Source organism: Stecheria intestinalis (assembly GCF_009696165.1).
GTDB lineage: Bacteria > Bacillota_I > Bacilli_A > Erysipelotrichales > Erysipelotrichaceae > Bulleidia > Bulleidia intestinalis.
In genome coordinates, this window is record NZ_VUMN01000011.1 from 23,056 (window position 1) to 48,798 (window position 25,743).

15 protein-coding genes are annotated in these 25,743 nt (G+C 37.6%); 14 read left to right on the plus strand and 1 reads right to left on the minus strand.

What is annotated here, in order from left to right; genetic code table 11:
* The first annotated feature begins 31 nt into the window (after positions 1-31).
* Entirely contained in the window at positions 32-505 is a 474-nt protein-coding gene (locus FYJ51_RS05930) for a hypothetical protein (RefSeq protein WP_154504197.1), read from the plus strand.
* 14 nt (positions 506-519) lie between these two features.
* Positions 520-1,458 carry a ParB/RepB/Spo0J family partition protein gene (locus FYJ51_RS05935; protein WP_154504199.1) on the plus strand — a complete coding sequence of 313 codons (939 nt, stop codon included), beginning with the start codon at positions 520-522 and terminating at the stop codon, positions 1,456-1,458.
* A 735-nt stretch (positions 1,459-2,193) separates the two neighbouring features.
* Here the strand turns inward: FYJ51_RS05935 and FYJ51_RS05940 are convergent.
* Entirely contained in the window at positions 2,194-2,772 is a 579-nt protein-coding gene (locus FYJ51_RS05940) for a group II intron maturase-specific domain-containing protein (protein WP_154504201.1), read from the minus strand.
* Between the two features lie 308 nt (positions 2,773-3,080).
* On the opposite strand from FYJ51_RS05940, the gene FYJ51_RS05945 reads away from it, so the two are divergent.
* The 12 genes from FYJ51_RS05945 to FYJ51_RS06000 all read left to right on the plus strand — a co-directional run bounded on the left by FYJ51_RS05945 (position 3,081) and on the right by FYJ51_RS06000 (position 25,411).
* Positions 3,081-6,209: a UvrD-helicase domain-containing protein gene (locus FYJ51_RS05945; protein WP_154504203.1), complete on the plus strand. Its 3,129-nt coding sequence runs from the start codon at positions 3,081-3,083 to the stop codon at positions 6,207-6,209.
* The gene (locus tag FYJ51_RS05950; protein ID WP_154504205.1) at positions 6,200-8,884 is read left to right on the plus strand and encodes a hypothetical protein; all 2,685 of its coding nucleotides are present in this window, start codon (positions 6,200-6,202) and stop codon (positions 8,882-8,884) included. The genes FYJ51_RS05945 and FYJ51_RS05950 overlap by 10 nt, the downstream gene beginning before the upstream one ends.
* A 2-nt stretch (positions 8,885-8,886) precedes the next feature.
* Entirely contained in the window at positions 8,887-12,246 is a 3,360-nt protein-coding gene (locus FYJ51_RS05955; protein ID WP_154504207.1) for an SNF2-related protein, read from the plus strand.
* Positions 12,239-14,686, plus strand: coding sequence for a DEAD/DEAH box helicase (locus FYJ51_RS05960; RefSeq protein WP_154504209.1), 2,448 nt, complete (start codon positions 12,239-12,241; stop codon positions 14,684-14,686). Before FYJ51_RS05955 ends, FYJ51_RS05960 begins: the two co-directional genes overlap by 8 nt.
* Before the next feature lies 1 nt (position 14,687).
* The gene (locus FYJ51_RS05965) at positions 14,688-15,482 is read left to right on the plus strand and encodes a hypothetical protein (RefSeq protein WP_154504211.1); all 795 of its coding nucleotides are present in this window, start codon (positions 14,688-14,690) and stop codon (positions 15,480-15,482) included.
* Positions 15,479-18,595 (plus strand): ATP-binding protein, encoded by a 3,117-nt coding sequence (locus FYJ51_RS05970; protein WP_154504213.1) that lies wholly within the window; start codon positions 15,479-15,481, stop codon positions 18,593-18,595. The genes FYJ51_RS05965 and FYJ51_RS05970 overlap by 4 nt, the downstream gene beginning before the upstream one ends.
* On the plus strand, positions 18,592-19,269 hold the full coding sequence (locus FYJ51_RS05975) for a hypothetical protein (protein WP_154504215.1): 678 nt from the start codon (positions 18,592-18,594) through the stop codon (positions 19,267-19,269). Before FYJ51_RS05970 ends, FYJ51_RS05975 begins: the two co-directional genes overlap by 4 nt.
* Positions 19,270-19,350: 81 nt before the next feature.
* Positions 19,351-20,424 (plus strand): DNA sulfur modification protein DndB, encoded by a 1,074-nt coding sequence (gene dndB, locus FYJ51_RS05980; protein ID WP_154504217.1) that lies wholly within the window; start codon positions 19,351-19,353, stop codon positions 20,422-20,424.
* An 11-nt stretch (positions 20,425-20,435) separates the two neighbouring features.
* The gene (gene dndC, locus FYJ51_RS05985) at positions 20,436-21,944 is read left to right on the plus strand and encodes a DNA phosphorothioation system sulfurtransferase DndC (RefSeq protein ID WP_154504219.1); all 1,509 of its coding nucleotides are present in this window, start codon (positions 20,436-20,438) and stop codon (positions 21,942-21,944) included.
* Positions 21,941-23,878 (plus strand): DNA sulfur modification protein DndD, encoded by a 1,938-nt coding sequence (dndD, locus tag FYJ51_RS05990; RefSeq protein ID WP_154504221.1) that lies wholly within the window; start codon positions 21,941-21,943, stop codon positions 23,876-23,878. The genes dndC and dndD overlap by 4 nt, the downstream gene beginning before the upstream one ends.
* A 2-nt stretch (positions 23,879-23,880) precedes the next feature.
* Positions 23,881-24,261, plus strand: a complete 381-nt coding sequence (gene dndE / locus FYJ51_RS05995; protein WP_154504223.1) for a DNA sulfur modification protein DndE — start codon at positions 23,881-23,883, stop codon at positions 24,259-24,261.
* A 1-nt stretch (position 24,262) separates the two neighbouring features.
* Positions 24,263-25,411 (plus strand): cysteine desulfurase family protein, encoded by a 1,149-nt coding sequence (locus FYJ51_RS06000; protein ID WP_154504225.1) that lies wholly within the window; start codon positions 24,263-24,265, stop codon positions 25,409-25,411.
* The last annotated feature ends 332 nt before the right edge of the window (positions 25,412-25,743 follow it).

Below are 25,743 nucleotides of genomic sequence, written 5' to 3' on the forward strand. Positions count from 1 at the left end.
AAGTATGTTATGATTCTGATGCGGAATATTTATGTTAGAGAGCGTCTATATACAGCAGGTGATCGAGGAGCAGCTGTTCGGCCGCCAGGAACTCTTCAAGGGAATGTCGAGACCGGTGCTGCGCAGGGATGAGCAGGGCAAATTATGCCTTGCGGTTTTTCTGACGCTCTTTTCACTTCACTCCTTTGAAACCGGAATGTTTGAACGACCTAGATACTTCATTCTGGCGGATATCAGCAATGCGGCAGTGAAGGAGTTCATCGACACAAAATACGATCATGATTTTTCGGATGCATCCGGTGAGCGGGACTACGATCTGCGCAGCCGGGAGGATCCGGTCACCAGGAATTTTTATGATGAGACCTACGCGATCCTGGATGACGTGCGGAAGAAATATCTTGAGACCGGAGTGTTTGATGAGCGACGCTATCGCGTCTATCTGAAGCGGATCACAGAACACTGCCCGATTGCCTACCGGAGATTCTTCCGGGAGCTCAGCGTCTAGGAGAGGAGCGATGCATGGAAACATTCGAGAAGAAAGATCAGGTTTATTCGATCCCGCTCGACGTGATCCGCACTCGGAAAGAGAACGGCTACTCGATCGGCGGCATTGATGCGCTTGCCGGATCCATCGAACGCACGGGACTGATCCATCCGATCATCCTGCAGCCGGAGGGAGAGCTCTTCCGGATTGTCGACGGAGAGCGGCGCTTTCGGGCGATGAAGGAGCTCCAGACGCGCTTCGAACAGTCCGGTGACTCCATCCGGGCGAAAATCTACAGCACGATCTCAGCAATTGTCCGCGGAGATCTGAGCGAAGAAGAAGAGACCAGGATCTATCGCGACAGCAACGACTACGCCCGCCAGCTGACGAACTTCGAGCGGATCGTGCGGCTGGATCCGGAAACGATCGACTTACGGGAAGAGAAGTGGCAGAACGAGTACCGCCGGCTCTCAAGGAAAAAGCCGGTAGAGAAGATCCGCCCGACGCGCAGAGAAGTCTCAAAGCTCATCCACCTGATCCTGCTGGAATCGGAGCCGGAGCTGGACATCTCAGAGAAGACAATCCGGAATTATCTCGCGTTTCTGGATCGGTGCGGGCCAGAGCTTCGAGCGGCGACAGTCATGGGGACGATTGCAGTCCGGGATGCGCAGCTGGTCTCCTGGCTGAATGAGGACGAGCAGAGAGATGCGGTGGAAGCTGCCGGGACAGAGTCGTTTGAAGATTATGTGGTGGAAGGAAAATATCAGTCCGGCTCAGATTCCAGAAGAAAGAAACGTCAGAAAAAGACTGCAGACATGTTAGCGGAAACATATACGAAAAAGCTGCTCCGGCTTGAAGCAGACTTTGAGAAAGCCTCGGCCATGGTGAACTCCGAAGAAAACCTGGAGCAAGAAGATCTACAGAAGCTGGAACGCATTAAAAAGATCATGCAGGAGATTCAGGAGTTGAAATAATGCACAATATGCATGCATTATCGAGATAGTTTTCCGAAGGTGATGCCATTTAATGTGCCGTTTTTCTCTTGTGCGCCGCTTCAGTTAGAATCAAATCCCTCAAAATCCTTCTGACCAGTGGCCATTTCTCTGCCGCTTGTTTAACCCAATACAGATAGACGAACTAGTTCAGATAATCCTGCAGATATCTCATTTCTATTCCGATGAAGCGCTAAAGATATCTCTTCAGCTGTGCACACATGTTATAAAAACTGTCGAATAGACTTCAACGGCGGAACACCCCATTTCTTTCTTTCTCAGCTGATGCTCAGTTTCTGTTTCAGTTTCTTACCGGCTGTGCAGCCGCCATCACACAGAATATCGACACCGGCAAGGATCCTAAGCTGCTTCTGACAGATCTGATTTCTGAACAGCGGTGAATGAAGTGTTCGAAAATTGATCATTCACCGAATGCTTTCTGAAATATCGTTTATTAGTTCTGACAGAGATGCCGTTTTCTCTGACAAAGGCTTCCATCAGCGAGACCTCGTAGGAATAGTTCCGTACGATTCTAATCGTTTTTAAACCTTGTCTTCCCCAAGATGAGGTTTTTTACTGTCTGAGGCATTTCCGGAGCTGATTTCTTCAGTTCCGGAAGGTCTGCCGTCCGGATTATCGAATCGAGTAGGAAGCGGTGATTAACCGCTGTCCTCTCACACCACCGTACGTGCGTTCGGCATACGGCGGTTTCAGTACTTAGAACACAAATTGCAGTCGAACCGCAGAATATTCAGGATGAACAGACTCGAAGTCTCTGGATGCAGATGGGCATCCCCATTCTTCGAGTTTTCTATTTGACAGCGCACGCTTGACAGTCGTTGAATGCACTGCCCTGCATGTACCTTTTCGGGTGTTCGCCGCCATGACTGCGTACTGCTTCGGAATGCCAAGTCCTATGAGCTTCCTGTATTTCGTTCTCGGCTTCTTCCAACGCTCCCATATAATCATTCTCATCCTTGTGCGAAGCCACTGGCCCATTTCTTTCCGCCAGCTTCCCAGCTCCGCCACACCGTAGTAATTGATCCATCCGGTGATGCTTCGCTTGATTTCCCGACAAATATCGGAAAACTTTCCCGGACGTTTCCTGTTCGTCATGATTCTGAGCTTCTCTTTGCATTTCTTCCTAGATTTCATGTGCGCATAGATGTGATAATGTCCATCCGCTCTTTTACCCATTCCGAACCCCAGATATTTGAACTTTCCGCCGTTGGACGCCAGATTGACGATTTTACTCTTCTCCCTGTTTACCTTCAGCTTCAGCTTCCCTTCCAGCATCGTGATACTGCCTTCCAGTATTTTCTCTGCGGCCCTTCTGCTCTTGGCCAGTAGAACAATGTCATCCGTATACCTGATTTCCGGTACTCCTCTGCCGTACCAAGTTTGGCACCTGGCCCAAGTTTCAGATCATCACGATCCGCAGTCTTGGCTATAAGGTACATATCGCCGGGTCCAACGATTGAAAAAAAGAAGAATCATTTATTTAGACGTATAATGGAGAAGAGATTAGTCATTTCTTATTGCTTTTTAGCAATATTTGTTTCTGTCTGGACAGCAGAAATGCCATAAGAGAGGGGCTACTTTGTATGGCTAAGAATATTGACGTCAAGCCAACGGACTGGCAAGGGGAGAGTGAAGTATGGGAGAAACTTGGATCTAACCTCCCAAAAAATTATTTGATCTATAATCATAGGACTGTAAAAGGCCAGGAATTCGACTTTTGCGTAGTAGCAGAAAATTTATGCGTTTTTATTGTTGAAGTTAAAGGATGGACAGCCGCAAAAATTTTCGATGTGGTTTCAAATGACCAGATTGTAATTGAAAATTATCCGAAACAGAAATCCCCTTTAAAGCAAGCTGTGATGTATCGAAATAATCTTGTGGAAGTGTTAAGAGATGATCTACAGCTGAATACTTATGTTACCGAATTTGTTTGCTATCCGTTTATTACTGAAGAAGAATACCGTGCAAAAAAGCTGAACTATGTTTCTGAATCTGTAAGTACTATTTTTAAAGAAGATTTAAATGACTCTGTTAAGCTGACTGAGAAATTTGTTAATAAATTCAAGAGCAAACACTCAACGTTACCTCCACTGGATTCCAAAGGTGTAGCGAAATTACGCCATTACTTTGAGCCTAATTATAATCTTAAGGAAGAAAATGAAGAGTTACTGAAACCTTACTCAAAGTTGTATGTGTTTCACAGCCATTTGACAGTTGAAGTAGAAAACCAGATTATCGATGAGTATTTTTCAGGAGTAAAAGTCCAATTATTCGTAGGTGAATTTGAACAATTAAAGGAATTCAAGGAAAATCTCGATGATCGATTTCAGAAATATAATCTCAGCTATGGACATGGAAGTGTATTCCTCGGAAAAAATACTGAGAAACCATCAGAGATAGTAAATAACTCTTTTGAGTTATTTAATCTATCTGCATTTTTTATCCCCGAAATCGATCAAATTGCAGATCATGATATTGTAATCACTGAAGGGAAAATAGATTCTGCACAACTGGCAGTTCTCCATTCATTAAGCGAGAGAAGCAACTTCAATGTGGACCAGTATTTGATTGAGCACAGCGAAAAGGAAAAGAATATCTTGGTAATGGCTGGCGCAGGCACCGGTAAGACTTATTCAATGGTTTCAAGGATTGCTTATCTTTGCAATTGCAGTGATTCGAAAATTCATAGCATTGTTGATGACATTGCAATGATGACATTTACAAATGATGCTGCGGATAACATGAAGAATCGAATAAAAAAGCTCTTCATGAATTATTTCATTCTGACAAGTGATAGTAAATATCTCAGACGAATCGAAGATATCAGCAAATTGCAGATTTCAACCATCCATAAGTTTTCAATTGGCATTCTTAGAAATGCATGTCTTCACCAGGGAATTGGATTTGATTTTGATATTACTTCAGAAATTTATAATCGCCGCAAAATATATTCAGATTATTTGAACAATTATTTGGATCAGAAAAACATAGAAAATCCGGATTTCATTTATCAGATAGGTATGCCCGTTTATAAACTCAGGGATGTTCTGATGGAGTTTTCTGACAAGCTGAAAAACAGAAATGTTGACATTTCTGAAATTAAGGAAGAAATGCTCGGTGAGTCACCAATTGAAATTCCCTATTTTAACGAGCTTATCATGCAGGTTATTATTCCATCAGAGATTCAGTATTCTGAAAATTTAAGAATATCCAATCGATTAGACTTACGTGATTGCATGATAAAACTAGAATCGTTACTGAAAATTACTCCTGTCTTGGATCATAACTTTTCATATAAATACCTATTTGTCGATGAATTCCAGGATACAGATGATGTCCAGATCCGTATTATTCGCGCTTTGCAGAAATCGTTTGGCCCGCAATGTCATCTCTTCGTGGTTGGAGATTTGAAACAAAGCATATATCGTTTTCGCGGGGCAACCTTAAGTGCATTTTCGGTAATCAGGGCTGGGGAAGGAGACTGGATTAGTTTTCATCTGAATCGAAATTATCGTACTGATTCAAGGTTGCTTGAAGAGTATGACAAGATCTTTACGAAAATGAATTCTATGGGTCTTCTTCCTTACCGTGGAGAGGACAAACTTTCCAGTTCAATCAATAAACAATACCCTGAGGATAAGCTGATCGAAAGAATCGAAGTTCATCAAAAAGACCTGAATGGTTTTTATGATGAAATTTTCAAGACGATAAGTGTACAGAAGGATTACATTTCCAAATACGCAATAGCGAAAAAACTAAGTGATGAAGATAATACCATTGCGTTGCTGGTCCGAGAAAATAGACAAGTAGAATCAATTGTTGCGGAAGGAAAAAAGAGAAAAATATTCATCGACGTTTCGAATGGGGGAGATTTATACCAGCAGCAGCCTAGTTTGGATCTGTATAAATTGACGATGGCATTAACACATTCGGAATCTCCTGTATATCTGACAAATCTGCTGATGTCAAATTATGTCAATGCAGGAAAGCAGGTATTCCCAATAGTTAATATGAATATCAGCGATAAGTGTGAAATGCTGACAGAAATGCTTGATCAGTTCTTTATTTCCAGAATGCACATAACATGGAAGCAGTTGATCGAACGTTTTCAGACATATCCCGCACTTGCGGTTCTTAGAGAAGTTTATTTTTCAACTCAGCCATGGGCACAATTTGATTATCTGAATAATGCAAGACAAATCAATTATCGCGAAAATTATGAATGCTTAATCGAAGATATCCAATCTCATTTCAGGAGAGATTTTCTGACGATCAATATGATCAACAAATACCTTGAAATAGAGATAACAACTTACCAATCTGAAAAATCAAGAGAGTCGGGAACTTCTCGGGAAAGTGTCAGAGTAATCTGCACTACGATTCATAAGTCAAAAGGACTTGAATACGGAACAGTAATTCTTCCCTTTACAAATGCTGATATTGCTAAAGAAAAAAATGCCGGGATCAATGCGTATCTCGAAAGAAATCACCTCGCATACTCAATAAAAGCTGAGAAAAATGTTTCTGGTTCAAATTCGTATTTTAAATCTGATAACGAGTTGCAGGAACAAAAACGGGAGGAATCCAGAATTCTATACGTTGCAATGACTCGTGCAATTCGGAACCTTATCTGGTTTGATGACCTGGATCGGAAACCAGTGCTGTCATGGAGCACCCTTTTAGGAAAGGATGATGAACGTGTATGCCAATAAGAATTTATACATATTCAAATCCTTATTGTCTCGATAAGGAGAGCAATTATTGGGAATTCATCAAAGGTGGATTTCAGCTTTGCGTAAGCCAGACGCTGGCAAACGGCATGAGCGGGCTTTATAAGGATTTTTACCTTGGTAAATTGACTACTATTGCCAAATTTATCAATTATTTATTTGATGAATGGCAGGATGAAGGAACGATAGTAAAACAACATGCTGAAATCGATAATCTGATTTCTTCATCAGATTTAAATGGGATAATTCCTGATGGAATTGATGGTGAAAAAGTAAGGGCTTCCCTCCGACTTAACAGGCAGGAGATTTTTAAGAGTATTCGAATTATGTTTGAGCTTGGAATGGATCCTGATGAGATGGATGATTCAAAAATGACTGAAGATCAAAGATATCTGAAAGAGATCTTCAGGGAGATCAGAGAGAGTAAACATTCCGCTTTCTGTTTGAAGGAAAGCTTTACAAAAGAGGAAGTAGATGAAGCGATTTCCGAGACAATCCGTGATGCATTAGGAGATGACAAAGATAAAGAGAAAAAAGCAGCAGAAATTGACAAAGATATTATCGTAGTTCACGGGATACATCAATTCACTCCGCTTATGCTGAGAACGATTGAGGTTCTTTCCGAATCACGTACGGTAATAATGCTTTTTAACTATCAGCCAGACTATTCCAATATCTATCAGACTTGGCTGAATGTTTATCAATGTTTTGAAACTTCCGTCCTTCAGTCGGATCATGTTTTCAGAGTTTCCCCGAAATATGAGCCTGCATCAGACCTTGCTGATGAATTTGGAAAGCTGGTAAATGGCGAAGGCAGGATGATCGTTAATAATGTCACCAACTATGAGATAGTCGAATTTGATAGTATGACAGAATTTGCAGGCTATATCGCTGAACGGTTTGAGAAGGCTTTGAAAACAAGAGAGAAAGATCAGTACAAACGCTCTCCTCTTTATTACATGGACGAGCAGATTTATTCGGCCAATGATGAAGTTAATGATATTTTAAAAATTTACTTCCCTGATCAATTTGGAGAAAGACAGTTTTTGGATTATCCGATTGGTCATTTCTTCATTTCGATCATGAACATGTGGGATCCTGAAACTGGCGAACTTCATGTTAATGATCTCGATGATATTGCTGAATGCTTGTCGTCAGGCATTATTAGTGAACCAGCTAAAGGACAGTTGCTGTCTGCTTTTAATGATTGCAGATTAATCTTTGAAAACGAAACAGATATTGATGGAATGATCCGGTGGCTGAAAAAAATAAAAAAAGAGAAAAAAAGATATGCAGAAAAAGAGTATCTAAATAGAATTGGATACTTTCGTGTTGATGAGAAGCAGATCGATAAATTATCAGAAGGCCTAGATTCATTAAATCAAATTGCTTATAAATTTTTCGAAGATTTCAATTCTGATAATCAGAATTTTAAGAAATTCTATGATAAAGTTCGGGACCTGCTCATCAATAGAGCAATGGAGTCTGACGATTGCAATGAAGAATTTAAAGACATTATTTCTAGAGTTCTGGAGCGATTGAATGAATCAAAACTTGAAGACACTAATGCATCATTTGATTGTCTGAGAGATACTATGCAGATTTATCTGACGCAAGTTGAAAAGAAGAATACGGGAGCTAACTGGATTGCAAGAAATTATGAGCAGATAGATGGCGATATTCTTAGAAATGGAGATCAGTGGACAACACGCACTAACCATTTTGGTTGTATCTCAGATGAAGATATGACGAATTCACGCAATAGAGATTATCCATGGCCTTTAGATGATAATTTTTTTGAGTATGCTCAAGCACCGGTAGATTGGAAGTATCAAGTGTATGTTCATTCACGTCATGAATATAGAAATTTCAAAAGATATGCACTTCTGTATGGGCTTCAATTCAGCAGAAATAAAGTCATTCTCAGCTATGTGAAACATGATAATAAAGAGGATAATGAACTTTATCATCTTTTCAAGATAATGAATATACCTGTCGTTAAAAATACTTCCAGAGTAGCTCTTATGCATCTTGAACCTGTTGCTTATATCACACCTGAATATCAAGGCAGAAGATTTCATTCAATAGATCTTTATAAATTTAGGATGTGCCCATATCGTTTTTTATTAGAAACAGGGATTGAAGATAATACAGTATATTCCGACGATTATTTGCTCAAACAATATTTGAGGGTGATTCTGGAAAATAGCTATAGGATGAATCATCAGAATGAGCATTACTTTGAAGATTCTGCAAGGCAGGAAATAGAGGATACTCTTAATCGGTTGAACCAATTATTTCCATTTGTTGAGCCAATTGACAAAATGGATATTGTGCGTGATGTAATTGCATATATCCAGAATTATGAAGTAAATAAATACACTGGATCGGTTATAGCAGTTAAAGAAAAAGATAAAGAATATATGCTGAAAAGGGAGTATTTCCTTGCTGCGAAGGTAAAGGAATCCTCAGATTATAGCAAACAGATATTTGCTGAAACATCAGATCAGGAAATTAATGCAATGCTTTCAGAAAACATTCTTTGCTTAGAAAGATATACTCAGAAATTAAATCTTTTCTGCAAGCTGTGTGGCGTCAAAAATATCTGTCTCGAAATTTTCCGCTCAAAACCAAGAACTACCCATGAGGAGCGTTGAAAATGATAAAACCTGGAATGTATGTTAGGTGTCCTTATGATTCTGAGGATGAAGAGAATCCAAGGGACTATGTGATTGGAATTGTTCGGAAAAACGATGAGCTAAATGATATCGTCTTAGTTCATTTTAATGATCCATTTCAATATCGCAGCTATTATGATTTACTTTCATCGCCAGAAAAGACATACCGCATTAAGGATGTGATGAGATGTCAGTTTTATAAAAATACTTCTGTCCTTTATAAAGATGAAAAATGTATAGTAGATGCTTATAAATTAAATGCTGAAGATAATTATTACTATTACTATCTTACTGATGAAGATACTGCTAAAAATCTGAAAGTTTGTGAGAAGGAAATAGAAGCTCCTTTTACGAGTGCGAGGGTTGATCCAGCAAAGCAGCTTCAGAGATATGAATTTCAAAACCCTTGCTGGTTATTTGGCAGGACAATTGTAAAGAGAACAGAAAACATTCTTGATCATTCGCTATATGGATTCAAAGAACTTTCTGGGAATAAAATTTTTCTTAAAGCTTATCAGCTCCATGCAATAATGCGCTGCTTTCAAAGTTCAGAAATCAGATATATGCTAGCAGATGAAGTTGGGCTAGGAAAAACTATTGAGGCAATTTCAATTCTGAAACTATATTTAAAAGATAAAATCAATCAAGATGTTCTAATAACAGTTCCGGAAACACTTGTGGCGCAATGGAAGACCGAATTGCTATTGAAGTTTTACTTGAGTGAGGGTGAAAACCTCAATGGCAACATTATTCATGTGAAATCAATTGAAGAGCTAAATGATACTGACGCAGCTCATCAATACACATTTGTTATTGTGGATGAAGTTCATAAATATCTGCGAAATGATCGAGGATATTCTTTGTTACATCAAATCAGCAGAAATTCAGAAAATGTATTACTTCTTTCTGCTACTCCTGTTCATCAGAGAGGAATAGAATATCTCTCTTTGCTGAGACTATTATTGCCTGAAAAATATGATGGATTATCATTAGAGCAATTTGAAAATTTACTAGAAAAGCAGAAATTAATAACTCAGTCCGCTAATCTTGCATATACGTCTATTGGAGAAATGGATGAAACAATAAAAGATTTAGATTCAAGTACGCAGGATTTGCATGATGATGAGGACTGCAGAGATATTTATGATGAGATGATTGAAGAACTTCAGAACCTCGCAGACATGACAAATGATGAAGAATATCAAAGCATGCTGCAAGGTGTAAGGTTTGAAAATGATGATTTTGGAGTTGAGGCTGCGAAGCTGGCGATCTCATATATTTGTGAAAACTATCAGTTTGAAAGCCACATTATCAGAAATAGAAGACAATTCAGTGAAGATGAGTATGCTGCACGCAAATTGATTGAAAGACCATATTCAATTCAGAATACTGATAATTATGAAGAAAGCTTTGCTTACTCTGCATTAAATGAGTGGATCCAGTCTCTTAGTTCAAAAAGTGAAATAGCTTTTATCAAGAATACGTTGCGTCCTCTATTATGTTCTTTTTTCAGTTCGCCATGGGCGTATATTGATGAACTGAAAAAACAGAAAACCTATGGTGTTCAAATAGATGAAAAAGTTTTAAGTGCTGCAGAAATATGGTTAGAATATGAAAACAGTCTGATTGAAAATCTTAATGACTCTATTGATGAGGAAATCCAATCAAGGATTATTAACCTAATAGATTTTATCGAATGCCAGAAATTAGGATCGAAATTCCTGATTTTTACTGATTTTAAATCAACGATGGGAGTCTATTACAGAGTTCTAAAGACAGTATTTGATCCTAATGAAGTAGTTTGTTTTGCTGCAGGTATGGATCGTGATCAGTTAGATCAGAACGTGTATCGATTTCAGAACGGCGAAGATTGCCATATTCTTATTAGTGATAAATCAGGCGGCGAAGGAAGAAACCTCCAATCAGCAGATTATATTATTCATATTGATCTTCCATGGGATGCAAATGAAATAGAACAGAGAATCGGACGCCTTGATCGCATTGGACGAGATCCTAATAGACCTGTATATTCCGTTGTTCCTTATGCTGAAGATAGTTTTGAACAACAGTTATTTAAGTTCTGGAATGAGGGTTTAAATATTTTTGAGCATTCTTTAAGTGGACTTGAAATTATTTCCGAAGAAATTAATGAAACGATTGTTCGCTCTATCGCCGATGACTATCAGTATGGCATTTATAATGCAATTCCTGAATTAATTGAAAAAGCCAAAAAAATGAGGGAACAGGTCAGAAGTGAGCAAATCTTTGATACTGCTGCTTATATTTATAAACCGCTGAACACTGAATTAGATAAGTTGGTGAGATATTATAACGACAACGAAAATGAATTGTTCACTCGCACCATGCTGAATTGGGCTTCATTAGCTGGTTTTCATGGGGAGCATGTATCCAAAAATAGTAAATTAATTAGATTTGACGAACATTCATTCTCTACACGCTCTGCGAGAAACTCTATGCTTATTCCTCCAGACTGGAGTGCATATCTTAGTAGAAAAGATACCGAATATGCTTTTAAAGTTCAGAATGGCTTAAAGATTGATCAGAATAAATATGTTCTAAGGAGTGATCGGCAGATAATTGGGACCTTCGATCGCCAGACGGCAATTGAAAATGATTTTGTCCATTTTTACGCACCAGGTGATGAGATATTCGATTGTATTATCAATAATGCTGTCGAGTCTGCTAAAGGCCAATCCTGTGCTGTTGCATTAAGAAGCCAGTTTAATTGGAAGGGTTTTATTTTTACTTATTCAATAACTCCTGATGAGTACTTGTTACTTGAAAATAATGTTCCATTAATGAAATTAAATGAGTTCCGGCATTTTCTCCCTACTGAAGATCTTCAAATTCCTATCACTGTTGGAAATGTAGATGAAATTGCAACAGACAACAAAGTAATCCAACTATTTAACCTATATGTTAATAAAGGTTATTTCGACGGTAATTCCTCTATAGAGCACTTAGGAAGAAGAGGAAGGAAAGAATCTGGTTATCTTGACATTCCATCAAAATATGGAGTCACAAATATTGAATGGTTTAAATGGAAATATCCAGAAAATGACTGGGCAACATTAGTTGCAACAGCAAAGAAGGTTGCACATAAACAAGCAAACCACAAGTTTTATAAATTATCGCGTATTTCAGAAGCTGAGTCTGAAATTAAAAGGATTAGGGAGGCTAAGAAGAATAGCTCAAAATATTTTTCTGAAGAATTGATGAATGATTCTGAAGATGAATATGATATTGTCCTGAAAAGTATTAAAGAGCCGAAAATCACTCTTGAATCTGCATGTTTCGTCTGGATGGTAAAAGATGAATAAAGAAAAAATCAAAGGCGCAATTGAAGAGCTATTAAACTTTGGAAAAGATTTTAATGAAGAATTACTTTCTCATGATGCGAATCAGCCGTTAGAAAACTTCTATGCTCATACTGTTGAAAGATTTCTTAATACTTATAAAGGTTATATTAATGCAACGTATTCTGAGGCTGACTATCTGTGTTCTTTAAGAAACCTTCTGTTAGTTTTTGATTTTAACTTGAAAATTTACGATGATTCAGTAATTAGTGACAGATTTGGAATTTATCAGAATGCATCCACAAAAGAGATCTACGCTACAGTGAATGTTCCTGATTATGTTGCAAGACCAGAATTTGTCAGCCGTGCTTATGTTAGAAACTTTGTATATCGTTCTTCCAACGAGAGTGCACGATATAATCTTGTGACGAATCCTTATATCAATAATCTGACCAACTATAAAACTTTCAAAACACTTGCACAGAAATTAGCGGTAATGGGGGCGCTGAAACTTCCTTTTGGCTATACGTCTTTAATCTGTTTGCCAACCGGTGGAGGCAAGAGCTTAATTACACAAACAGTTGCCTACCAGAATGAAGGGTTAACTATTGTGGTTGTTCCAACTGTATCACTTGCTATTGATCAGGTTAAAGCTACGAAAAAAGCAATAAAGCATAATACAGATGAAGAAGTATTTTGCTATTATTCAGGAGTTAAAAATAAGGAGAGAATATTTCAGACCCTTCAACAGAAAACGGCGAGGTTACTCTTTATCTCCCCGGAAGCTCTTCTTAAGAACGATACCTTCAAGAATCTCATAAATGAAGCAAATAGCTCCAAATATTTGAAGAATATCATCATTGATGAAGCACATACAGTAATTGCTTGGGGCTCATATTTCAGAGTGGAATATCAATGTCTTGAACCTTGGCGTAATAAATTAATGCGTTTTAATCCGGGGATCAGAACATATTTACTGTCAGCAACTTTTACGGAAAATAATGTCAGACTGTTAAGAAAAATGTTTTCTGATGGTACTCGATGGGTTGAAATTAGATGCGATAGTTTAAGGCACGAGCCAACCTTTGCTTTGGTCAAGGCCAAGGGATACTATGACAAGCAGAAGAAGTTAGTTCAATTGATTGATTGTTTACCAAGACCAATGATTGTTTATGTCTCTTCTCCTGATGCAGCGAAAGTGCTAAAAGAGAAGCTCGAAGAAAAGGGCTACTATAATTTTCGCTTATTTACTGGAGAAACAGAATCATCAGATAGAGAAAAGATCATTAAGGAATGGAGCGAGAATCAGTTTGATTTATTGATTGGAACATCTGCCTTCGGAGTTGGGGTGGATAAGCCAGATGTTCGTACAGTTCTGCATGCATATGTTCCGGAAAGCCCTGATATGTATTATCAGGAACTTGGGCGTGGCGGACGTGATGGATTGCCTTGTCTGAGCATGCTGTGCTTGAATCCTATTCGTGATATTGAAGATACAGAAGGAAAAGGAATAAAAGCATTAACTATTGTTAAACTGTTTGGCCGCTGGTGGACGATGTTGAATAGCAAAACATCCCACAGATCAAATGATTTAATTACAATAGATACCTCTGTAAAACCACATTACAGTAATAAAACGACAGTTGTAGGCAATCAAGCAGATCGGAACTGGAACATTTATGTCCTTCTGTTTTTAAGAAGGCATGATTTTATAACGATTGAAGATATTGATTATCAGAGCAATACAGATCAATATTGGTTCCAGATAAAGATTCTGGATGAGAGACTATTTGATGATCGGGTAAAACAAGACTATCTCGAAGCCGCAAGAGAAGATGAAGAAAAACAAACTGAAGGGGATCTTTCTCTTCTTACTGATGAAATTCTAAGAGGACAAGGATGCTGGTCAGAAATGTTTTATTCGACATATAAGCAAGTCTCAGCTTATTGTGCTGGTTGTATGGAGCATTCTGAGCCAAGAAATGATGAACCAGACAGATTTCCTTTAATTAAATCAGTAAAATGTCCACAATTCGTTTCTGAACATAATGATATCCTTGGAAATAATAATGAGATAATTATTCAATTTGAATCTAATGAAACTGAGGCATTGATAAAAAAACTATCTAGCTCAAATGTAAAGATATTTGTTGCCGATAACAATTCAATTCTTGAGCAATTCCCAATAAATACTGATAAGAAAATTATTATTTTCGGAATAGATGAATTTTCAAAGTTATCAAAAATGGAATGCACCTATTTCTTATTTGGAGCCATTGGAGTTTTTTACAGTTCTGAAAATTTTTTGAAGATTCGAAGATCAGTAGATAGATATTTAAATCTTCATGCAGGTAAAGTGATTGATTTGATAACGAGTACTATTACAGAGTCAGTAGAATACAAAATGATGATTGAAAGTACAGAAGCAACGAAATACAAATTAGACATGTTCGGAGGTGAATAAAATGTTTGGTGAAAAAATTTATACCGAACCAGTCCCGGCCAGAGTGTACGCTTTATATAAAGCTGCAAAAAAATATAATGTCTCTCAGAATGAATTGAAGGAACTGATGGAACCGCCAGCTTTATCATCAGGGACAAGCTATTTTTCCAGAATATTAGAAGCTGCTAAAGAATTGCAATTAGTGGACATTCAGGAAAATAAAGTCTGTGTAATTGCAGAGATAAAAGATAATAAGGAATTTAAAGATTACTGTAGGAAAACAGTATCAAGTATGACGGACAGTCAGTACTTTGAAGTGACTAATTGCATTTGTGAGATGAATACTGAGATCCTTCATTTCAAATCTTTATCTGGGAACGATCTGATCAGCACTATCAACAGCAAGGTAAGTCACCCTGTGGATGAGAATAACATGCGTGGATGGCGGCTTTGGGTAGATGTTCTGGGATTAGGAAGTATTTTTGAGGCGAGCAAAGCTATGGAATACTTACCTAATGCAGCCGGGCTAATTACAACGGCCATGAGATTTGCTAATTTCAGACGTGGTGATGTTATTTTGATAGATGATTTTATTCAGCGTATCACTCCCGTCATTAGACTTGCAGGGAAAAATGATACAGATAATAGAAAATTCAATTACTGTATTTCAAACGGGCTGCGTTTCCTTAATGATACAGGGATTATAACATTGCAGCATAAACAGGATCAGGCAATTACCTGGCAATTATATAATCTGAGAGATGATAGTAGTTATTCTGAGCCGATCTCTTCAATTATCATAGGGGGACTGAAATGAACATTAACATTGCAAAAGAAAGAATATCAGAAGTCCTAAAGGTTGATACGATCAATAGCTCAGCTGGAGATTTTCTCGCTACACATGTGCCTGTAACGAGATTGAATGTTTCTCTTCACTATGATCTGACACCGACTGAAAGAAATCGCTTCTTCAACGAAGAAGATGTTTACCGGCATGAGATTTATCCAACTGAGAGTCATCGCTTTGTGATTGTAAAAGGTGAAAGCGGCACTGGGAAATCACATTTAATCAGATGGTTCGATGCAAAGCTCGAAAGTAATAAACCTGAAAATGAGGTCGTTTTGCTGGTCCGCCGCGATGACAATACTTTAAAGGGAACAATTGCACAGTTATTGAAAATGGAGGAGGTAAAATCACTTCCGAATAAAGATGTTTATGATCGACTCACCAAAGCTGTAGCAACAGTTTCAGAACAAACTTTGAAGCGTACAATCTATTCTTATTATCTTGTCGAAGTAAAAGGTGATCTGGATCAGAGTGCAGAGTCCAGAGGAGAATCAGTATTATCGAGAGTAGATAAAAAGAATTTAATTGCATTGCTGAATAATTCAATTTTCGAAGAAAAAATGATGGAGGATGGAGGGCCAATTGACAGGATTTATTCCAAAATTGAGAGCACGAAAAAAATAAAAGAGAGCGATGTGAATGCCCAATTTCTTGCTGATGATTTTCTCATTGATATAGATTTGATTGAGAAAATGCAGGAGTCAGACTCTGAAAACAGAGTGATTGTATTTGCAAAGAAAATCGCTCAGAAAGAGGAATTACCTGGAATAATATCTGCCTATTTAAATCAATTTACAGATACAGTCATTCAGCGCACGTCTGGGCTAGAACCAGGTGATTTCAAACAGATATTTTCTGAAATTAGGAAAGAACTCTATAGACAAGGTAAAAATCTGACATTATTTATTGAGGATGTTACATCGTTTACTGGAGTCAATACTGCTTTACTTGATGAGCTCGTCACAGAACATACTGGCATGTATGAAACAGAACATATGTGCAGAATCAATTCGATAGTTGGAGTTACTGAATATTATTATTCTAATTATTTCAGAGATAATCATAAAGCTCGTGTCACGAAATTCATCACTGTACCTGCAAATCAATTTGATCAAAATGAAGATAGATTAATTGAGTTTTTTGCTCGTTATCTCAATACGATGTCCTTGGAAAGAAAGGTAGTTGAAGCCTGGGCAATGAATGGCGCAGATATGGATGATTATCCTATTCACCAGGCAACAGAAGTAGGACATTGGGATTATTATAAGTTTAACAATAAACAGATCAGTCTATTTCCATTCACCACACATGCAATTTGCTGGCTTTATAATAATAAATTATCCGAAAACCGAAAAACTCCAAGATACATTATTACTGATATCCTTGACCCTTATGTGAAAGAGGCATTACTTGCTTTTAAAGAGTTTCCTAAAACCGATGTTACGATTAAGGACCCGAAAGAAATAGGATTCCAGGCAACTATTTACCAGAGAAATGATATTTCTGAAAGTGAAAAACAACGGTTAGCACGCTTAATGATCATTTGGGGAAATGCTTCGAATGATACCTACCGGAGTGAGGATAACATTACCTATATTGGAGGAGTTGCAGAGGATGTTTATGCCAGCCTGAATTTGCATGTTAAAGCTGGCAAAGAAGTTAAAGTGGTAAAACAAGATACTGAAATTCACGAGCTGAGAACTGAATATCGTGTACAGAAAGAAAAAATAAGCACGGAAGTCCAGGATCAGTTTGCCTCTACTGTTGGACTATTGAATACATGGGTTCAAAACAAAAATTATAAGATTAATGTGGGAGCATCAACAAATCAGGTAATCATGTTGTCACATGCGCGAGACAATATGACGAATTTTCTTTTCTCATATATTGATTGGGCTTCCGAAGGAATTTCTCAAGAACTAATAAACAGAATAGAAAGTAAAAATAATACTTTCCGACTAATTAGTTTTGAAAGGCAGACACGAATTCCAAAGTATTCCGTCTACGTTCTTCCTGCAACTATTGAAAGTACTTTGGTTGTTGAAGATTTTATCAAGTGGGAAAGCTACGGGAATTATTCATGGGATTTTGAAGGAGGAGACTCAGCTCTTTACCGTGTGATTCGTTGGTCAGGATCAATTCGCGAGGAACTGATTCAGAAGATAAAAACGCTTGGTGGGCCGGGAGCAAATTATTATAAGTATGCGTTTTCAATTAACTATTATCAGGCGATAATGAGTGGAGCATATACAAAGCGAAGCAGTATAAAAAACTTCAGCTATCAAGATCTCTTGGACCAGCCAATAATTGCTGATCAAAATAATGGACATACTCAGGCTTGGAATAATTTATATTCATACTTTGAAACTGAGGATTATAGAACTTCTGTCAGAAATACAGTATTACAGTATTTCAATATTCAGCAGGGTGCAGCATCGAATTCAAAACTTATTGAACTGGATGCTGTCGGATTCATTAAAACTTCAAAAGATGTAATCTCTCAGGGAATGACATTTGATGAAGATGATTTATCTGCAGAAGATCCTGTGATTTCGCGCTCTAGAATTGCAAATAAACTACTTGAAATCCAGCAAAAAATCGGAAGAATTGCAGAAACAGAAATTGAGGAAATAAATAAAAACTTTACTTCAATAAAAGAATATATTAGTGAAGATGAATTGGGCTTTGACTCTTTGGAAAAATTTTTCAAAGAGATTGTTGACTTCTATCTTGCTGTTCAGCGCAGCAATATAAATATCAGTGATAAATCAAAGCAGGTTTCTGAGGTGAGTCGTTATTTAAAGCAGATTGCATCATCAATCGAAACAATCCAATTAATTTCTCAGAAAGAAAATGTTATTGATAAAATATTGCTCCTGTCACGTGATCCACTTAAATACGTTTCGATGTTTTCAAGCTTACTTGACATGATTTCTGCAGATATAAAGAAAGTTAATACACAAGTAGAAGACCGAATGAAAAAACTAAATCTTTCTGGGGGAGAAGCTGAATCTTCTAAATATCAATCTGAAAAGCAGAAAATTGATGAAATGAAATCTATGATGATCGGAGCAGAAAAATGATGCTAACTGACGAAATAAAAGATGTAACAGAAAAAATCAATGAGCTTAATCGTCTAGAGAATAACAAGCAAAACGAAGAAGACCAGCTAAGAACAGACAATTCATTTCGAGATAATACTGAAATGCTTTATAAAGACTATCTAATACTAAAAGAAGCAAAAAACAGATTAGGCTTTGAACTGAGTGAGGACACCGCCAACATTTTTGATAAATCTATTCAATGCCTTGATCAATGCATTACTGGTGGGAAAGCGCAGGAAGATGCTGTTCAGAATACTAATAAAATAATTGCTGATCTTGAAAAGAGACTGCGTAAGGAATGGACAAGTTTTTATAGGAACAAAACAGTAAATCCTTCCAGGCAACTTGACGTCGGGAAAAGCTTGCTGTCTTTGGAAGAATATTCTGAGCATCGAAAAAATATAGATGGAGGGCAAAACTGGTCGGATTTACCTCTAACTGATAATCAAGGAAAAACTAAGCTTCAAAAGTGCGCAGATAGTATTGCCTATGCAGGAAGTCTTCTGAACATGCTGAAAATTACCGATGGTGTTCGGCAATTTCTCATTAGGGTGAGCAAAGGGGAAGCCACTGTTTCTGATCTTGATGATGAGGTTATTACATGGATCCGCTCGGAACATAGAGAAGATATGTTCGGCATTACATTTAAGTGACGGTTAAAATTTGAAGGAAAAAATTATATACTTAAGTAGTCAAACCATAACTACTTAAGTATTTTTTTGGGAGATGTAAAAATGAACTACAGTTACCATTTTCCTGTTGTTCGTGGAAAACAGGCAAATAGAGAATACTACATTGCAATGGTTCCTCTAAAAATGATATCAAAACTGTTCCCAGAGGATGAAGAGTATGTTCCACCTGAGTTTAGAGCGCAGCGTAAGCTTAATGAGGGACGCGTTCCAGTTATTGCAAAATATATCTTAAATAATAGAGATTCCTATGTATTTTCAGCATTAGCTTCATCAATTGACGGAGATTTTTCGTTTGAATCAGATAACAATAGTAGCGATACTGGAATGTTAAATGTTTCAATGGATGCACGATTTCTGATCAATGATGGACAGCATCGTAAAGCCGCAATCATTGAAGCACTAAAAGAGGATCAAAGCCTCGGCGAAGAAACTATTCCTATTGTATTTTTCGAAGATAAAGGCTTAGCACGGAGTCAGCAGATCTTCACGGATTTGAATAAAAATGCAGTGAAAACATCAAATTCAATTTCTGAGTTATATGATTCGCGGGATTCTCTTGCTGTGGTAACGCGCAAAGTGATTCAGAGCATAGAATTTCTAAATTCTTATACTGATAAAGAAAAAGATAACCTTGGCAAGTATTCTTCCAATATCTTTACGTTAAATACATTTTACTCTGCAAACAACTACGCTTTAGGCAAGAAGGATGCAGCACCTGCAGATGAGTTGTTCTTGAAGAGATTCTGGTCACTTGTCGTTGAGCATATGCCTCAATGGCAGGAAATCATGAAGAAGGAAGTCTCAAAGGTTGAAATCAGAGAAAAATATATAGTGACTCAAGGAGTGGTAATCCAAGCGCTTGGCCTATTAGCGAACAGCTTGAAAAATGTTAAAGCTGATGAAATGGAGAATTATTTGATTGGTCTTGAGACAATTAATTGGAAACGATCTGCTCGGATTTGGCTTATGCGTGCGGTTGGTCAGAACGGGAGAATTATTACAAACAAGAAAGCAGTTTCATTAATCTCGAATCAAATAAAAAAATCAATTGGTATTCCTCTTTCTTCAAAAGAATCAAAGCTTGAAAGAGAACTTAAAGAAATGCGGAAAGAATAATAGGTGAGAAGATGAGCTCTACACTTACAAAAGATTCAGTACTAGGTTTAATGGATACAATTCGCAAATTGTATTTAGCAGATGATATTCCATGGGTTATTGGTTATTCTGGCGGAAAAGATTCAACGGCTACACTCGAATTGGTTTGGATGGCACTCAAAGAACTCCCTTCTGAGCAGCGGAAAAAACAAGTTCATATTATTAATACTGATACATTAGTTGAATCTCCTGTCGTAGCAAAATGGGCACATAACTCTCTGAAAATGATGGATAAGCAGGCTGCCCTTGATAATCTTCCATTTATTACTCATATTCTATATCCCGATTTTAAAAATACTTTCTGGGTGAACCTAATAGGAAGAGGATATCCTTTTCCACGGAAAAAATATCGCTGGTGTACAGATCGTCTGAAGATAGAGCCAGTCAATAATTTTATTAAAGAGAAAATTGCAGAGCATGGTGAAGTTGTACTTGTTGTTGGAACAAGAAAAGCTGAGTCAAGCAGACGTCGGCATACAATGGAATACTATGAAAAAAAGAGGGTGAGAGAATTGCTGAGCCCAAATCCGACATTGGCAAATGAATTGGTTTTTTCACCTCTCTCTGAATGGTCAGATGATGATGTGTGGGTTTTCCTGATGCAATATAAGAATCCATGGGGATATTCCAATAATGATCTGCTGACATTATATAGAGGGGCAACTGCGGACAATGAATGTCCGTTGATGTATGAGAAGAATCTTCCGACATGCGGGAATAGCCGCTTTGGCTGTTGGGTTTGCACAATGGTTGCCCAGGACAAGTCAATGGCTGCAATGATCACAAATGATCAGGAAAAGGCATGGATGACACCAATGCTCGAATTCCGTGATTATTTTGGAACCGATGATGATACTGATCGGAATAGAAGAGAATTTAAACGAAAGAACGGAAGTCTACAGGGAAGCTATAAGAGATTGTTTCACGGCCCCTACAACAAAGAATATCGAGAAATTTTCTTGCGCAAATTGTTGCAGACAGAGAAGAAAGTAAATGAATTGTGCCCGGAAGAATTCAAAGGAATAAAGCTGATTACAATTGAAGAATTAAGAGAAATCAGAAGAATCTGGCATAATGATTTTCATGAATTTGACGATATGGTTCCTGTAATTTATAAAGAAGAAACGGGTCATGATTTTGATGATCCATATTGGTCTGGAAATGAGACATATACTTTTGATGAATGGCAGATTCTTAAAAAAGTATGTGAGGAGTTTCCAGAGGAAACACAACTATTTGAGATGGCATATTCGATCCTTGACACAGAATTAAAAACAAATGGAATAAATCAACGCAAAGGGGTCGTTGAAGCAATGATCAAAGAAATAAAAAAGAACTTTTACAAGGATGAGGATGATGCTCTTTCATATTATCGGGAGAAGGTTGTTCGTGCAGATCGATTTGATGCTGTAGATAAAAAAGACGCCAAGTTTCTTATTGATTACGTAAAAGAGGATCCTGGAGAGGACGTAGACATATGATTATCCGGAGATTAACATTACATAATTTCGGAGTTTATGCCGGGCAGAATGAGTTCTTGTTTTCCGGGAAAAAACCTGTTGTCTTAATCGGCGGATTAAATGGTAGAGGCAAGACAACCTTCTTGAACGCAATCCTCCTTTCGCTATTCGGAGAAAACTCAATTGCGTATAAAGAAAGTAAATATCATACATATGGTCGATATCTGCAGTCATTTGTGAATTCGTCTGACAGGACCTATTTTACGTATGTTGAAATTGAATTCCTGATGGATTACTTTTCAACAGATAAATACATTGTTCATCGTGAATGGGATGGCAGTAAGCAGAGAACTTCTGAAATCATCTCAGTATATAAGAATGGAGAAAAAGATAGTTTCCTGACGGATAACTGGGATATGTATATTGAGAATATTCTTCCGAGTGCACTGTCGAGTTTCTTTTTCTTTGATGGTGAGCAAATTGCAAATTTGGCGGTTGATGAAACTAATGAGCAGATCAAGGATTCAATTAAGTCTCTGCTCGGAATAAATGTGATAGATACAGTTCAGAAAGATTTAGGCCGAGTTGAAAGAAATGTCAGTAAAACTCTAGGGGCAAAGTTGAATCAGGCTGAGGCTGACAGGTTACTAAACGCTGTAAATACGGCAAAATCAGCGCTGACTGAACAAGATAAAAAAATAGAGTTAGCAAAAAAAGAACTCCAGGACACTGCTCAGAAACTTGAAGAAGCAGAATTAAAATATCGTTCTCTTGGAGGAGAAGCCTATGAAAAGGAGGCAGATAATCGAGCAAGAAAAGAAAAACTTCAAGCCGAAGTTAAACAGTATGATCAGAATCTGTTAAATATTGCTTCTGGAGTTTTACCGATGGCTTTGGTGCCTGAATTGATTGATGCAATTGATCTTCAGTCAAGAAGAGAAGCAACATCCGAAATTAATAAAATAGCAGCACAACAAGTAAGCCAATATGCAGAAAAATATGGTACTGATGAATCGGTAGAAAAATTCGTAAGGTACATACAGAGCCAGGCTGCAAAAGATCAGGTAAAAACAATATATGGGTTAACACCTTCATCAAAGCTTGGTGTACATCAGCTCAATTCATCTCTTCTTGAACAATCTGTTTTAGAAGCAAAAAAGGCNATTAGAGATCGAAATTCAAAGTTGAAAAAACTATCGGAAACTGAAAACTACTTATCGCTTGATCTTGATGGTAAAAAATTGGGGAAGATATCTGCTTTAAAGAAATCACTTGGGGTAAGAAAATCAGAGCTTGAAGCATCTTTAATTACGATGGATGCAGAGCGTAGGAATCTTCATGGCATCGAGATAAAAGCTTTATCGGAGTATAATTCCTTCATTGAAAATGAATTAAATACGATTAGTACTTCTGCTGATTCAGAGAGAATTCTTAAATACACAAATCTGTTAAACAAAGTGTTTGATCAGTACAAAGTGAAATTGCAGGAGAACAAGCTAAGTGTTTTGGCAGATACAATTACTAAATGTTATAAGAAGCTTGCAAATAAGAAGAATTTAATTGATAAAATTGCAATAGACCCTCAGACATTGGATTTTTCTTATTACGATAAGAATAAGAATATTGTCTCTAATTCATCATTATCCGCGGGTGAGAAGCAGATGATGGTTCTTTGCATATTGTGGGGCCTTGCAATCTGTTCGAAAAAGAAACTTCCAGTAATTATTGATACTCCGCTAGGAAGAATGGATTCAGATAATCGCAAATCTTTAATAAAAAAGTATTTTCCTAATGCAAGCGATCAGACCATTATTCTTTCAACTGACACTGAAATAAATCGTGAATATTACGAAATGATGAAATCAAGTATTGGTGATGAATACACATTAATTTACGATGATTCTACTAATAGTACCAGTATTCGAAAAGGTTACCTGTTTGAGAACGAGGGTTGAAGATGATTAAACAGATAAAATTGTCAAATGAAGAAAAAGAGAAAATCTCTCGCCTAAAAGGGAAAACAGGTATACAAAACTGGAATATCCTTTGCAGGTGGGCACTATGTTATTCTCTTTCTGAAAAAAGCATTCCTACTGATATTCCCATTACCTTAGATAGTAATGTTGAGATGTCTTGGCAAACCTTTGCTGGTGAATATGATGAACTTTATTATGCGCTTGTTAAAGCATGGTGTATTCAGATGGGACTTTCAACAGATGATGAAACAGTAGATAAATATTTTAAGCTGAATCTTGATCGAGGAATAAAGCATTTGACTGGGACTGGCCTAATCAAAAGTATGAATGATCTTCTCGGTCTTGCTGTGGAGAAAAAGTAGAATGAGCGTTTATCTGGATTATAATGCTTCGGCTCCAATTGAACCGCGAGTTCTGAATCGGATGATCGATGTATATAAAAATGATATTGGCAATGCAGATAGTCGGACACATGACTTTGGAGATCATGCACGGCAGGATGTTGAAGCAGCAAGGAAGCAAGTCGCAACGCTACTTGGCGTTCAGCCGGATGAAGTGTTTTTTACTAGCGGAGCAACCGAAAGTAATAACATTGCAATTCAGGGCTTGCGGAAATATGCCGAAAAAACCAATAAGAAGCATATCATTACAACTGGAATTGAACATCATGCAGTTCTAAATACAGTAAAAGCAATGTCTAGTGAAGGCTTTAATGTTGAAATAATTAATCCCGATACAAGCGGGAGGGTGTCAGCATCAGAGATAGAAAAAAGGATTCGCCCAGATACACTCCTTGTTTCGGTAATGCATGTAAATAATGAGACTGGAATTATTCAACCGGTTAAGGAGCTCGGAGATTTCCTTTCGGAAAAATCTGTATTATTTCATATTGATGCGACGCAGAGCTGTGGGAAACTCGTCAAGGAAGTGAAAGAACTTGAATATGACATGCTTTCTTTCAGTGCCCATAAATTAATGGGCCCTCAGGGAGTTGGAGTTCTTGTGCTTCGCAGAAAGAATTACCAATTGCCGCCGGTGTCAGCAATCATGTACGGAGGACAACAGGAAAAAGGAATTAGGCCTGGAACAATTCCTGTTGCTTTGGTTGCTGGATTGGGAAAAGCTTGCGAGATAGCTGAAAAAGAATATAAGAAGAATAATGAAAAAGCAAAGAAAATAAAAGATCGTATTCTCGATACTCTTAACAATTCCGGCGTTAAATATCTGATAAATGGAGACCAGAATTACTGTGTAAATACTTCTATCAATATTTGTTTTCTAGGTGTTTCTTCTGAGGCTTTGATGATGTCAACAAAGCAATTCTGCAGTATTTCAAATGGCTCTGCTTGTACTTCTGAAAGCTATGATCCAAGTTATGTGCTCTCAGCGATGGGACTCCCTGTAGATCGGATTGAAAGTTCAGTACGTATCAGCTGGGGACCACAATCAGATGAAGAAGAAATTGTTAAGCAGTTCTCAAATCTGCTTGAAGTCTGCAAGAACTTTCAATAGTAATGCTTAGGCGACTTCTTATGCTGATCTGAAATTATCAATTCTTTCCATTGGAAAAAGTCTGACATCGGACTAGCATCTTCAAAATCTGACATCAGACTTTTTATTTGGAGGTTTGCATGAAGTCTTCAAGTGCTGAAACGATAAAGGAATTGAACCTGATCTGTTATGCCTCTAGTATGATGTCAATTTTCAGCCCAGGTTGTTTGTCCCTGGGCTGCTCTGCAAACAGGAGAAAAGAATGGACGAAGTTTGACGGCAGATCTATTGTACAAGCCGGTCGCTAAATCATCATACGAACGTGTTTAAATTGCACCGTGGATTTATAATTA